The organism is Methanobacterium alkalithermotolerans (assembly GCF_018141185.1).
In the GTDB taxonomy this organism is placed as follows: Archaea; Methanobacteriota; Methanobacteria; order Methanobacteriales; family Methanobacteriaceae; genus Methanobacterium_F; species Methanobacterium_F alkalithermotolerans.
Window position 1 is genome coordinate 1198386 of record NZ_CP058560.1, and the last position, 13299, is coordinate 1211684.

The following is a 13299-nucleotide window of genomic DNA, read 5'->3' on the forward strand; positions in this document are numbered from 1 at the left end:
AAAAAGTCAATATTTTTGCTATCACTATATAGAGCGACTTATCAAAAATAGTTAAAATGAATAAAATCTTTTTAATTTTAAATTAAAGATAGTAAATTATTTATTTTGCCAAAATTTGCTCAGAAAATTATTAAAAAATAATGGAATCATTATTAGAATAGTAAAAAAATGATTATCATTTATAATTAGAAAAAAAAGTCAATATTTTTGCTATCACTATATAGAGCGACTTATCAAAAATAGTTAAAATGAATAAAATCTTTTTAATTTTAAATTAAAGATAGTAAATTATTTATTTTGCCAAAATTTGCTCAGAAAATTATTAAAAAATAATGGAATCATTATTAGAATAGTAAAAAATGATGATCATTTATAATTAAAAAAAAAGTCAATATTTTTGCTATCACTATATAGAGCGACTTATCAAAAAATGAAAGGTGCGCCTAAAATTCCTTTTTTTTGATTATGAATTATATTATTTCTTATTTTGCAATTATTTCCTTATTAAATCTTTTAATCATCATTTAGAAGGAGTTTTAAAAATAAAAAATAATTAAAGTTTAATTACTCCACATATACTTTGACCTTGGTCTGATTTTCTTCATCATCCACATCCACAATTTCACCATGGGCCCCGTTTTTTACAGCCTCCACAATCTCATCCAGATCCACCTGGTTGAGAACTTCCTCATCCAGCTTAGGATCAAACTTTCGAGCCAGTTTCAATCCCACATCCACCAGAGCAAGAGGTATATTCACCGTAACTTTAGGATTGTCATCCATGGTTCTTACACGGATTCTTAACCATTTGGCTTTCTTTTTTGAATCATTTTTTTCTGGATTACCTTCCAGAGCATCCAGTAACTCCAGTCCTTCTTTAGTATTAATTTTTCCTTCTTCCACCATTTCTAAAATCTGCATTCTCTCATCAGTTATATCTTCACTCATAAAATCCCTCCAGATTTAAAGATTTCAACTATTTAACAACTTTAAAGCCTCATCCTTGCTAATTTCTCCTTTTCTGAGCTTATCTAAGATGATTTTTTTATCAATAACAGGTTTGTCCACCTGATGTCCTAAAACTGAAATGACTTCATCCAGTTTATTTCTCACAGTAGGATAGGATATTCCCAGCTCCTTTTCAATCTCCTTAATATTACCTCTGTTTTTAATGAAAGCCTCCAGGAAATATTTCTGGTTTTCATTCAAACGACAGAACTTGCATAATTCAAATTCTCCCTGAATCACCGTTTTACATTCCTTGCAGCGCACTTCACTAACTTTGATTTCGCTCTGACATACCGGACAATTACCTGGCACTTCCCGCTTCATATATTCACCTCCACTTAAATTCCACCGTTTCCTTCAAAACTGTTTTTAATCTATTTTTAATTTTTTGGTGTTAATTTTAGTAACTTCTAAAACTTCTACATCAATATAATCCATGCCTAAATTAATATTGTTAAGTCATGGCATATAAATATATTGAATTATTTAATTTAAAAATTAAAATAATTAAAATCAATATTGAGATTTTTAATTGGAGCTTGTATTTGAGGGGATTAGATATAAAATTCTTATTTAAAAAAAGAGTTAATGTTGTAAAATTAAAAATAATTATGAATTTTGAAAATCATCCAGTTTCTGGCTGATGTGCTGGTATATTTCCCTGGTTACCCCTACACTGCTTATAAAATCATTAGAATACCTTATATCTCCTCTTCGAGGGTTATCCTGACGCATTACATACATACAAATGGCAGTTACAATCATCAAGGGGTCGGTTTTTCTACCCTTACCTCCCCGGTAAAGTTTACGGAAATCTGTTTTTAATATTATTTCCCTGGCCCGGTCCTTCTGGCCGCCGCCCACCGGACACATGACTTCGTCTCCTTCTTCCCTTTTAGTCAAAACCAGGGTGGGGCTGTGGCCAGTCATCATGAAATTACTGGCTACCACACTAAGCATGGCCATCTTTTCCTGCATCCGGAAATCTTCATCCACAGTTTTAAGGCTGTGTGGTTTGTAACGCTCGTATTTTTTTATTTTCCTTTCCATGATGGCGACTTTTGAAGTTTCATCCAGGAAAATGTGTTTTCGTTTTTGCACGTTGGGGCCTTCTAAAGTTCTGTATTTAGTCTTTTTTAGTGGAGGTGGTTTATAATGGTTATTGATATGAAAAATTAATTAGATTAAAGAACAAAATAATAGTAAACTTCGTTAATGTTTAAGTTTATTCTGGAGGAATAAAATATCTGTGAATTAGGGAAAATAGAAAGAGGTTTGAAAAATGCTTAAAGATGAGGTTATAGAAAAAATAGAAGAATGTGGATGTTTTGAGGAAACTGAATATCCTGAAGAAAATATGATCGGGAAAACTTTTAATGTTAAAACTGAACCAGTAAGCTTAATAATTAATAAAATTACTATTGGGCCTGTGGTTTCTGTAGATAGTATTGGTAAAGCCCTTCATATATGGATTAATCCCTATTTTTTAGGATCTGATTTAAATGAACCAGTGCTGGCCGTGGCTGTAAATTATGAGGAACTGGATAGTTTTGAGGTTGTTGATTGATTACCAGCTCATCTTTTATTGGAGTGATATTTTCAAAATAACTCATAAAACTAAATTTATTTCGTAAAATATAATGATAAGGCATGCATTTCTTGATTAAAGCACTAATAGGTTTTTTATCAAAATTGGATATTTCTATTGATAAAATATTGGATAAAAATAGTAATTTGTTAAATTAGAAATAGAACCTGGATTTTAAGATCAGTTACTTTTAATCCCTAATCACAACCCCCTTTTCCTTCAAGTACTCTTTAACCTCAGGCACAGGGTACTCATTAAAGTGAAAGATACTGGCAGCTAAAGCAGCGTCTGCTTTACCCAAAGTGAAAGCTTCCAGAATATGTTGCGGATTACCTACACCACCCGAGGCAATTACTGGAATATCCACACTTTCACTTATAGTCCGGGTCAATTCCAGGTCATATCCATCTTTGGTACCATCCCGATCCATGCTGGTTAGAAGGATTTCACCTGCCCCCCGGTCTTGACATTCCATGGCCCAGGAAATAGCATCAATTCCTGTAAATTCTCTCCCACCATAAATACTGCAATCAAACCAGGCTAAACCTTTTTTAGTTTCTACAATGATCTTATCCTTGGCTTCGCTTTCGTCCTCAATGTATCTTCTCTTGGCATCAATACCAATAACACAGGCCTGGGAACCTACAATTTTAGATGCTTCATTTATTAGATCCGGGTTATGGATAGCTGCCGTATTGGTGGAACATTTATCTGCTCCAGCTTTAAGCATGTTAACGTAGTCCTGGGGTTTTCTGATACCTCCCCCTACACAGATAGGAACAAAGACATTCTCGGTGGTGGCCCGGATTACATCAGCCATGGTTTCCCGGCGTTCATGGGAGGCGGTGATATCCAGGAATACTATCTCATCAGCACCTTCATGGTAGTATTTGGTAGCCAGATCCACCGGTTCTCCCGCATAACGTATTTGTTTAAATTCCACTCCTTTAACTACCCGTCCATAAGGTACCTGCAGGTCACAATCCAGACAGGGAATGATTCTTTTGGCTAGCATGAAAATTCTCCGATTAGGGAATAATATTTGATATCTAAAAAATGGTCACTTATACTACTTAAAAACCCCTATGAAATTAGGGTTAAGACTTAGTGCTTTAAATAATAAAATCCCCTATTTTATTATCATAAAATAAGGAGATGGAAAAATGAATTTAAGTGAAATATTATCTGAATCATTTAAGTATCCCCTTTCCAATTTAAAGCGCATGCTTATACTGGGAATACTCTTGGCCTTGAATATTTTGATTATCCCCGCCATACTGAGTATGGGGTATTATATCAGAATAATTGAAAGTAGTTTTCAGGGTTCTAATGAACTTCCCCCTTTTAATGAATGGGGTAAGATGTTTGCTGACGGCCTGAAATATATAGTGGTTTTATTAATTTATCTGGGAATTCCTGCATTTATAGGATCATTTATTGGTAGCATGCTAATGTTTTTCATTATTTATACTGATTTAAATCAGACTATGGGAATATATACATTTATGGCCATATTATACTCCGTGATTATCCTTATAACTATTGTGCCCTATTTTGTGAGCTTTATGGGAATAACCAGAATGGTAAGAGAAAATAGTCTTAAAGCCGCCTTTGAATTTACTCCGGTTATTAATGTAATTAAAGGATTTGGAACCATGCGTTACATCGCCGCTATAGTCTTTATTTCCATATTAAACTTCGCCTTGATCTTAATATCATTAATTTCCCAGCTAGTTACCACTAACCTGATAATCATTTATGGAATAAGTATAGCAATGTCCCTGTTTATTAATTCTTATTTATGGGGATTTCAGGGTCGTTTAATATCCAATATTTACCAGGAAGGTTCAAAAGAGTATAATCTTACTGAATAATTATTTTTTATTATTTTTTATTTAAGATAACTATCGGCGAATACTTTATAAGGGAAAACCTTCTAACAGTTATTTTGTCTAATTTATATGGGCCCGTAGTCTAGCCTGGAATATGACGTGGGACTTCGGATCCCAAGGTCGGGGGTTCAAATCCCCCCGGGTCCGCTATTATCTTTCATATTTATTAAAAAGTTCTTTATAGAGGCCGATTTTCAGTTAAGTTGAAAAATCAATCCTTTCGCACTTATGGCCTCTTGAAAGAACTAAATATAAAAATTCTATTTTTAATGAAATTTTAATGCAATTGATTTTGTAAACTTTATGCATTTTAAAAAAATAGCACTATAATAACTTTAATCCTGCAAAAAAGAATTTTATAATTATTCATCAGGAATAACCGCTTCTTTAAAGAATTCCGGGATTAACGAACGGTAGAGGGGACTATTAAATAACATTTTAATATTTTCATCCAGGATGTAAGTGTAGCATTCATCGTCTTCGGCACGCATTCCCCGGCCATAAGCCTGCATTAGTGTCATGACAGTTTTATAGGCATACCATCTTTGATCACGCTTTCTGCGCATGTTAACCTGTTTATCTCCCAGATAAGGGAAGGGAACTTTATAAATTACCTGAAACCTGCATTTATCATAGGGTAAATCCACTCCTTCACTCATGGAAGGACTTATTAAAACCAGAGGATTGTGGCTGGTTTCAAAATTATGTAAAACCATTTCTCTATTCATGGAATTATGATCTATGAGGCGGGAATGGGGTAATTTATTCATGATATATTTCTGGCACTGATAATTATGGGTGTGTATCAGGCCCTTATCATGGCGATGCCTTTTTAATATTTTAGTTAAAATAGGAAGGGTGTCCGGGGCGGTTCTTTTAATTCTATTTTTAGACATCTTGCCTGCCAATTTTAACTCTATGGGTCTTTTAGAGGGAGGGAAAGGACTATCCACTTTCACAAAATATACCTCCCGGGGATCCATCCCTAACCAGCGACAAAACATTTGATGAGAAAGTATGGTGGCACTCAGGAATATACAAGCATCCGCATGCCTAAATAGGTGTTCGTAAGCATAATGATGTACCCGGAGAGGTTTGAAGGAAACTCCGTCAGGGGCAGTATCCATTACCCAGTTTTTAGGTTCCTTGGCCAGGTTATCCTTTAATTCATCCAGGCGGAATATGGTGCGGTTTATACGATCTGCCTTATTTTTAGGCAGATCTTTAAGTTTTAAATCTTTATAAGCATCAGAAATTGCATCTATCTGCAAAATCCACTCTTCAGGATCTAATTCGCCCATCATTCCGGAAGGAATGCCTTTTTTAATATCTTTTTCCACTCTTTTCCGGGATAAGGTTACTTCCAGTCTACGCATGAGTTTATCTTCGATGTTATGGGCCTCGTCCAGAATAAGTAGCTTCCGGGAGCCGAAATGTCCCACATGGTTTAGTTCCAAAAGGGCGTAATCATAATTCATCAGGGTGATGGGACTGTTTACTGCATCGGCCTTTTGATCCCAGTAATGGCAGTGATCTGAGGACTGAAAATAAATAGGGTTCCCATGAGAGTCTTCAAATGCTTCTATAGCTCCTAGAGTAGATGATTTACTTACTCCATAGGGACAGTGGAATTTTTGAGAACTGGGGGTGGTTTGACAGGTTCCTATATCACAGCCAGACTCCAGATCATCCGTTTTACACATGAAGTTTCCCCTTCCTTTTACCTGGGAAAAATCAAATTCATGGGCATACTGATTCTGCAGCTGCTTGGTCATGGTGAGGATGTAGGCCGGCTCATACATGCGGCCCAGTGTGGTGGCTATTCCTGATTTTCCTGTACCAGTTCCTGCTTCAAGCACCACATAGCGAAAACCATCTTCCAGGGCCTGGTGGATATCTGCTATTATATCCAGCTGTCCTTCCCGTGGATGGGGGAAAGGGAAGTTTTCAATGATTTTTTCAGGTATGTGGGGATTTTTACGCTTGATTTCTTTTTGCCGGGCAGAGGATAAGGTAGTTTTTTTAATGATTTCTCCAGAATCCTGACCTTTTAAATTGTTTTTAGAATTTTTTCCAGCCTTATTTTTACGTTCAGGTCCACAAATGCAACGGTTTCTCATCATCCCGCAGTCCGGGCAAAAAATAGGTAACACCATGCCACCATATTAGTAGATGATTATATAAAAAGGTTATAAGAGACCAGATGGCAACTATTTTTCTGGCTCAAAAGTTTTTATATTATAAAAATCAATCCAAAATTGAAGAATGCTAAAAGTAATTGTCCAGTATTATTTTAGATAAGTTATTACCATTTTAAAGGTGTTTTTATGATAAAAGGAAAGTTAATTGGAATAGGAACCGGTCCCGGAGACCCGGACCTGCTTACTATTAAAGCGCATAAAGTTTTATCTTCAGTAGATGTTATATGCGCCCCTCGTTCAGCAAAAAATCGGCCCAGTATTGCTCTATCAATAGTAAAAAACGTACTGGATCTTCGTGAAGATAGCTTCCATGTTCTAGAGCCGGTGTTCCCCATGAAAGAAGATTTGGATTTACTGGAAAAACACTGGGACACTGCTGCCAATCAGGTGGCATCATATCTGGATAAGGGCCAGGATGTGGCTTTTGTTACTCTGGGTGATCCTTCCATTTACAGTACCTTCTCTTATATACAGCGAAAAATTGAAGATAGAGGATATCTGGTAGAAATGGTTCCAGGTATAACCTCTTTTACTGGTTGTGCCTCCAGTGCAGGGATTCCTCTGGTAGAAAAAGATGATATACTGGTTATTGTGCCTAAAGTAGATAACCGGCTGAAGAATATCCTGGAAGACGGAGATACCTTCGTTATTATGAAAACTTCCCGGCACAGTGCATTGCTGGAAGAAACCATTAAGGCTGACCCCCGGGAAAAAGAAATTATTTCTATTAAAAACTGCAGTATGGATGATGAAGAGGTAAAATCTGGTTTTGTAGACCATAAAAAATATCTATCCACCACTCTGGTGAAATTCTATGAAAAATAATTTTTATATTTTTTAGATAATTTCAAAACAGCAGTACTCATCTCCCCGGCTATAACATTTGGTTTCAGTGACATTTACTTTTTTAGCCAGATGTATAGAAAAAACAGCCTCCAGTATCCCTGAATCCAGTGCACATGCTGATTCTCCAATTTTAGGTAAAAGTTCGCATTCGAAACAATCATAAGCCCGGATAGTGAGAGGATCCATATTTTCCAATTCAATCTGGCCCAGACCATTATTTTTCCAGAAATTAGAGAGATTGTGGATTAATTTATCGGTTTGATCATCTTTAAGTTGATGATATATGGTTTCGCCTATCTTTATCCCGGTTCTATTGAGAAGGGGGTCAATATTAATCCCTTCCTGTATAAGTTCCACCCGGAAGATGTGGAACATCATCTGAAAAAACTCATGAGGATTGCCCTGGTTCATCATATGGTCTGTTAAAAATTCCACAGAGTTTTCTTCCCTTTGTCCCCATTTTTGGGGTATGAAGCGTCCCACATAGCGTGAATTAAGATAAAATATTTTTTTTCTTTTATCCTCACTATCTATGCGGGAATCAATTATCCCCTCATCAACCAGATCCCGAAGATGTACCGAAATGGTGGATTTGGATTTTTCCGTTATTTTTACAATTTCATCAAAACTAATTTCTTCATTTAGTATCAGTGAAAGTATGAAAGATTTAGTGGGACTTTGAATAACATTGAGGCCTTTTGAAGTAGAAAAAACCAGAATATGTGTTTCATCCTCATTTTTAATGTTTTTAATTTTTTTAGAATATTCCATAGATTAACCCCTGTATCAATTTCCCCCACATTAAATAATATATGTAATATTTTATTTAAATTCGATCTTTTAAGAATGTTCGTAAAAGCCCTCCCAAACAATGACTCCTAAATAATGTTCGTCTTAAAGCAAACAGAAAATAATATATAGGACTAAGCTCTTATGATTGATTTGTGTCTATACGAACAATGGTGAAATAATGAAAGCAAAAGCAAAAAAAATCAGCCCCGGAGTATACTGGGTAGGGGTCCTGGACTGGGATATAAGATCCTACCATGGATACACCCTGAATGGAACTAGTTATAATGCATATCTTGTTTTTGGAGATGAAAAAGTAGCACTCATTGACAATGCTTATCATGGAAATTTTCCAGAATTAATGGCCCGGATAGAGGATGCATTCGCCCAGGAAGAAAGAGAAGTTAAGATAGATGTACTGGTACAAAACCATGTAGAAAAAGATCACAGCGGCCTTTTGGTAGAATTACATAGAAAATTTCCCCAAGCCCCTGTTTATTGTACCGAAATTGCTATCGATGGACTTAAAAAACATTTCAATGGTCTTCAAGGCGTAAATTTCATCAGCGTTGGTACCGGGGAAACCTTAAATTTGGGTGGAAAAACACTGGCCTTTTTAGAAGCATTTCTGCTGCACTGGCCAGACAGTATGTTTACCCTGCTTATGGAAAATGGAATACTGTTTCCTAATGATGCATTTGGCCAGCACCTTTGTTTTGCTCAGAGATATGATTCAGAAATACCAGAATATGTGCTGATGGATGCTACGCAAAAATTTTATGCCAATTTAGTAACTCCCCTGTCATCTCTGGTACTCAAAAAATTTCAGGAAGTTATTGATCTGGGGCTATTAGATAAAATTAAGATGATTGCTCCCTCACATGGGCAGATATGGACTGATCCCCTGAAAGTAATTGATGCTTACACCAGCTGGGCCAGTGGCAAATGTAAGGATAAAGTGACTATTATCTATGATACCATGCATTACTCTACCCAAAAAATGGCACATGTTCTTGCAGAAGGAATAATAAGTGAAGGAGTGGATGTTAAGCTTTATTATCTGCATGAAGATGAGAGAAGTGAAATTGTAAAAGATATTCTGGATAGTAAAGCCATAGCCCTGGGTGCACCCACCATCTATGATGAACCATTTCCCAGTGTGGGAGATTTAATTTACTATCTCAGAGGACTTAAATTCAACCGTACAGGTTATGAAAAAATAGCAATAACATTTGGTTCCATGGGCGGTCGTGGAGGGGCACCTAAAACCCTATCTCGTGATTTAAAAGAATGTGGATTTCAGGTACAGGAAGAATATGAAATCATGTATGTACCAGATGAAGACGAGTTAAATAAATGTTACTTCATGGGGAAAAAATTAGCTAAAGAATTAAAATCTGTTTAAATACGTATTAGAGACTTTAAAATTAAATGTGAATTTGAAAAAAATTTTTATAGAAAATTAACTCATATATAGTAGTGGAGGAATAAAAAAATGGATTTAGTAAATGAGCATCAAATAGGAATTTGTAAAGGAACAGATATGGAAAAAGCAGTGCAGGCTAATTTTAATGGGGAATGTCAGGAAGTAGGAATGTATCTGGCCATGGCCCGTTTAGCCCAAAGAGAAGGCATGCCTGAAGTAGCAGAAGTTTTGAAGACCATCGCCTGGGAAGAAGCAGAACACGCATCTCACTTTGCAGAAATGAACGAAGTAATAAAACCCACCCTGAAAGAAAACCTGGAGATGATGCTGGAAGGAGAAACCATGGCTAATAAGGAGAAAAAAGCCGCTGCAAAAAAGGCCAAAGAATGTGATATAGATGAAGCCCATGATTTCTTTGATGAAAGTTCCCGGGATGAAGCAAGACACGCTAAAATGCTAAAGGGACTGCTGGAGAGATATTTCTAAAGAGAAATATTTCTAATTTTATTTTTTAAAAAAAAGATAATTTCTATTTTTTATGGTTGTTATTTAATTTACTCAATTTTTCACATGCATCCTCAGCAGCAAGTATTATAGGATCTATAACCATGGATAATGGAGGAGCATACGAAAATTCCATATTAGATAGCTTCGAACAGGTTAATTTTTGAGAAATGGCCAGGGACATAGTATCCACTCTTTCGGCTACTCTCTCTTCAGCAATTATCTGGCAACCAATAATCACCCCTTGAAGATTGCATATCATTTTTATATCAATTCTTTTTGCCCCGGGATAGTATCTGGCCTTGGTAAGTGCTCTACTTTTACCAGAAATTACTTCTATGCCATTTTGAATCGCAGAAACCTTGGTTAATCCCACTGCTCCAAATTCAAGGTTGCCGATTTTAGAAACCATAGAATTTAATACCGGTATAAATTCCGCCTTTTTCCCCACTATATTCTGAGCAGCCACTTTCCCCTGCCGGACGGCAGTGGTTCCTAAAAGGGATTGAGTATTATGGCCCGTAATTGCATCATATACTTCCACACAATCTCCCACTGCATAAATATCAGGTACTGTAGTTTGCATTTTTTCATTAACTGATATAGACCATCTTCCTAATTCACAGCCAGCCATTGTGGCCATTTTAGTTTCAGGTCGCACCCCGGTGGCCATAACCACCATATCCACGTCTATACATTGATCTCCAAAGACAGCCCCTTCCACTTTAGTGGTGCCTGCGATTTTTTCAATGGGATGTCCTAAAATTAGATTAATGCCTTCTTTTTCCAGATATTTTTGAACAATCAGGGCCATATCCGGGTCCAGTGAACGGGGAACAATCTGAGGTAACATTTCAGTAACGGTTACATCCAGCCCTCTTTTTTTTAACCCGTAGGCAATTTCAAGGCCGATTAGTCCTGCGCCAACTACCACTGCTTTTTTACTTTTTTGAGCCCATTTGGTAATTTCCTGACCATCAGCGATAGTTCTTATTTTAAAAACGCCTTCTAGATCCGATCCTTCCACCGGAGGAATGAAAGGAGCTCCTCCTGTAGCTATTACCAGGTAATCATATTCCATTTCTTTAAGGTCTTCTTTTTGGTTTAGCAGATAATAACCAATCTTTTTTTCACTAGCTTTTACCTCAAATACTTCTGCCAGGGTTATAACTTTTATATCTCTTTCCAGGTAATCTTCGGCCTGGTGCATGATAATATTTTCAAAACAGTCCACTTCCCCACACAGTACGTAGGGTATAGCACAGGGAGAGTAAGCAATATTCTCGTCACGAGTTATTACCGTTATTTCAGCATCTTTATCATATTTCCGTATATTGGAAGCAGTGGAAAGTCCACCTGCCCCTCCACCAATTATAACTATTTTCATTTATCTGGTCCACCTTGAAACATTAACAATCAAATATTTGTCCCTCTTAGCAGGTTAATATTTGCATGGTTTAATCTTGCCAAAAATATATATATTATATCCATAAATTTAGATATATAGAACTAGGGGAAGGGTAACTTTGAAAGAAGATGAAATTAAAAAACTGGTTAAAAATCGCTATTCTAAAATCGCTTCTAAAGAAAAAAATAGCTTTTCATGCTGTTCTACAGATAATAGTATATATGAACAGGCTAAATCAGCAGGTTATAGTAGTGAAGAACTAAAATCAATTCCCGAATCAGCAATCTATGGTCTGGGTTGTGGTAATCCCACTGCACTGGCCGGATTAAAAGAAGGTGATGTGGTCCTGGACTTAGGATCTGGAGGAGGAATTGACGTATTTTTAGCAGCCCATAAAGTGGGAAAACGGGGAAAGGTAATTGGAGTGGATATGACTCTGGAGATGGTGGAAAAGGGTAGGGAAAATGCTAAAAAAGGAGCTTATGAAAATGTAGAATTCCTGTTAGGAGAAATTGAAGCTTTGCCCTTGAAATCCAACGAAGTGGATGTTATTATCAGCAATTGTGTAATTAATCTGACTCCTGATAAATACCGAGCCTATAAAGAGTCTTACCGGGTTTTAAAACCATCGGGAAAGTTGATGGTATCGGATCTGGTTACTGATGGTTATTTACCGGAAGATATTAAACGAAATTTCCAGGCCTGGTCGGACTGCATCTCTGGAGCCCTGGAAAAAGAAGAATACCTTAATATCATAAAAAAAGCCGGTTTTAAAGATGTTAAAGTATTAAAACAGCATTACTTTAGAGAACCAGAGATGGATGAGAGATTAATTGGTAAGATAATCAGCATTCAGTTAAAAGCCAGCAAATAAGTATGAAGGAAGATACTATGCCAAAATTGGATAAAAATGAAAATTGCTACCTGGAAAAAAATAAATCAGCTCCTTTAAAACTGAAAATTCCTCCAGAAACCATGCTGGAAAATTTATCTGGAAAATTTAAGGCACTTTCTGATCCCACCCGCTTAAAAATACTGTATCTCCTGGAAGAAGGAGAACTATGTGTTTGTGAATTGATTCTGGCTCTGGATAAACCACAGTCCACCATATCACATCATTTGAATGTATTAAAAAATGCAGGTTTTATTGTAGGACGTAAAGAAGGGCTGTGGATCCACTATAAACTTAAAAATCCTCAAATAATACCCCTGGTTAATGAATTAAATAATATAAATCGTCAAGGAGATTAAAATGAAAAGTGAAAAGATAGCCCTGTGTCCCTGTAATGGTATGAGCCCCTATGGATTAATAGCCCGGGCTGCTAGTTCGGATATGGTGGAAGAATCTTCCGATATAATATCCATATGTATCACCGCCACCTCCGCAGATAAAGAAAGTTTCCGCAACCTGATAAAAAAATATCCTATAATGGCAGTTAATGGATGTGAACATGGATGCGTGGATAGCATCCTGGAAGGTAAGGGAGTGAAAGTAGCAGAAAGTATGAATGTAATGACTCCTCTCCAGGAAAAGGAAATGAAGCCAGGTTCTGTAGCCCGGCTGGGAGAATCTGGAGAAAGATGTGTGGTGGAAATAAAAAAGAAAATTGAAGATTTATTAGAAAAATGAGGTGAAG

15 protein-coding genes and 1 tRNA gene are annotated in these 13299 nt (G+C 36.4%); 9 read left to right on the plus strand and 7 right to left on the minus strand.

All coding sequences use genetic code 11. The features are described 5' to 3' along the window. Positions 1-564: 564 nt before the first annotated feature. From HYG87_RS05950 to HYG87_RS05960, 3 genes are all read right to left on the minus strand, one after another. Positions 565-948, minus strand: a complete 384-nt coding sequence (locus tag HYG87_RS05950; RefSeq protein ID WP_211532288.1) for an SHOCT-like domain-containing protein — start codon at positions 946-948, stop codon at positions 565-567. Between the two features lie 24 nt (positions 949-972). Next, on the minus strand, positions 973-1332 hold the full coding sequence (locus HYG87_RS05955) for a DUF2089 domain-containing protein (protein ID WP_211532289.1): 360 nt from the start codon (positions 1330-1332) through the stop codon (positions 973-975). A gap of 285 nt (positions 1333-1617) precedes the next feature. Next, complete coding sequence (locus HYG87_RS05960; RefSeq protein WP_211532290.1) at positions 1618-2109, minus strand: hypothetical protein; 492 nt, start codon at positions 2107-2109, stop codon at positions 1618-1620. Positions 2110-2290: 181 nt separating this feature from the next. On the opposite strand from HYG87_RS05960, the gene HYG87_RS05965 reads away from it, so the two are divergent. Beyond that, the gene (locus HYG87_RS05965) at positions 2291-2575 is read left to right on the plus strand and encodes a hypothetical protein (RefSeq protein ID WP_211532291.1); all 285 of its coding nucleotides are present in this window, start codon (positions 2291-2293) and stop codon (positions 2573-2575) included. Positions 2576-2786: 211 nt separating this feature from the next. Here HYG87_RS05965 and hisF read toward each other — a convergent pair whose 3' ends face one another. Continuing rightward, positions 2787-3611, minus strand: a complete 825-nt coding sequence (gene hisF, locus HYG87_RS05970; protein ID WP_211532292.1) for an imidazole glycerol phosphate synthase subunit HisF — start codon at positions 3609-3611, stop codon at positions 2787-2789. 148 nt (positions 3612-3759) lie between these two features. Between hisF and HYG87_RS05975 the strand changes: the two genes are divergently transcribed. After that, positions 3760-4470: a DUF4013 domain-containing protein gene (locus HYG87_RS05975; RefSeq protein WP_211532293.1), complete on the plus strand. Its 711-nt coding sequence runs from the start codon at positions 3760-3762 to the stop codon at positions 4468-4470. Positions 4471-4559: 89 nt separating this feature from the next. Further along, positions 4560-4635, plus strand: a tRNA-Arg gene (locus HYG87_RS05980). 215 nt (positions 4636-4850) lie between these two features. Here HYG87_RS05980 and HYG87_RS05985 read toward each other — a convergent pair. Next, entirely contained in the window at positions 4851-6644 is a 1794-nt protein-coding gene (locus HYG87_RS05985; RefSeq protein ID WP_211532294.1) for a helicase C-terminal domain-containing protein, read from the minus strand. A gap of 171 nt (positions 6645-6815) precedes the next feature. On the opposite strand from HYG87_RS05985, the gene cobI reads away from it, so the two are divergent. After that, positions 6816-7514, plus strand: a complete 699-nt coding sequence (gene cobI, locus HYG87_RS05990; RefSeq protein WP_211532295.1) for a precorrin-2 C(20)-methyltransferase — start codon at positions 6816-6818, stop codon at positions 7512-7514. Between the two features lie 12 nt (positions 7515-7526). On the opposite strand, the gene HYG87_RS05995 is transcribed toward cobI, so the two are convergent. After that, the gene (locus HYG87_RS05995; RefSeq protein ID WP_211532296.1) at positions 7527-8306 is read right to left on the minus strand and encodes a V4R domain-containing protein; all 780 of its coding nucleotides are present in this window, start codon (positions 8304-8306) and stop codon (positions 7527-7529) included. A 199-nt stretch (positions 8307-8505) separates the two neighbouring features. Between HYG87_RS05995 and HYG87_RS06000 the strand changes: the two genes are divergently transcribed. Both HYG87_RS06000 and HYG87_RS06005 read left to right on the plus strand, forming a co-directional pair. Next, on the plus strand, positions 8506-9729 hold the full coding sequence (locus HYG87_RS06000; RefSeq protein ID WP_211532297.1) for an FprA family A-type flavoprotein: 1224 nt from the start codon (positions 8506-8508) through the stop codon (positions 9727-9729). Between the two features lie 90 nt (positions 9730-9819). Then, positions 9820-10236 (plus strand): ferritin-like domain-containing protein, encoded by a 417-nt coding sequence (locus HYG87_RS06005; RefSeq protein ID WP_211532298.1) that lies wholly within the window; start codon positions 9820-9822, stop codon positions 10234-10236. Between the two features lie 43 nt (positions 10237-10279). Here HYG87_RS06005 and HYG87_RS06010 read toward each other — a convergent pair whose 3' ends face one another. Beyond that, on the minus strand, positions 10280-11641 hold the full coding sequence (locus HYG87_RS06010) for an FAD-dependent oxidoreductase (RefSeq protein WP_211532299.1): 1362 nt from the start codon (positions 11639-11641) through the stop codon (positions 10280-10282). Between the two features lie 139 nt (positions 11642-11780). Between HYG87_RS06010 and arsM the strand changes: the two genes are divergently transcribed. From arsM to HYG87_RS06025, 3 genes are read left to right on the plus strand one after another with little or no spacing between them, the layout of a single operon-like run. Continuing rightward, positions 11781-12536 carry an arsenite methyltransferase gene (gene arsM / locus HYG87_RS06015; protein WP_211532300.1) on the plus strand — a complete coding sequence of 252 codons (756 nt, stop codon included), beginning with the start codon at positions 11781-11783 and terminating at the stop codon, positions 12534-12536. Positions 12537-12553: 17 nt separating this feature from the next. Beyond that, positions 12554-12913, plus strand: a complete 360-nt coding sequence (locus HYG87_RS06020; RefSeq protein WP_211532301.1) for an ArsR/SmtB family transcription factor — start codon at positions 12554-12556, stop codon at positions 12911-12913. 1 nt (position 12914) lies between these two features. Then, positions 12915-13292 carry a putative zinc-binding protein gene (locus tag HYG87_RS06025; RefSeq protein WP_211532302.1) on the plus strand — a complete coding sequence of 126 codons (378 nt, stop codon included), beginning with the start codon at positions 12915-12917 and terminating at the stop codon, positions 13290-13292. Positions 13293-13299 lie beyond the last annotated feature (7 nt).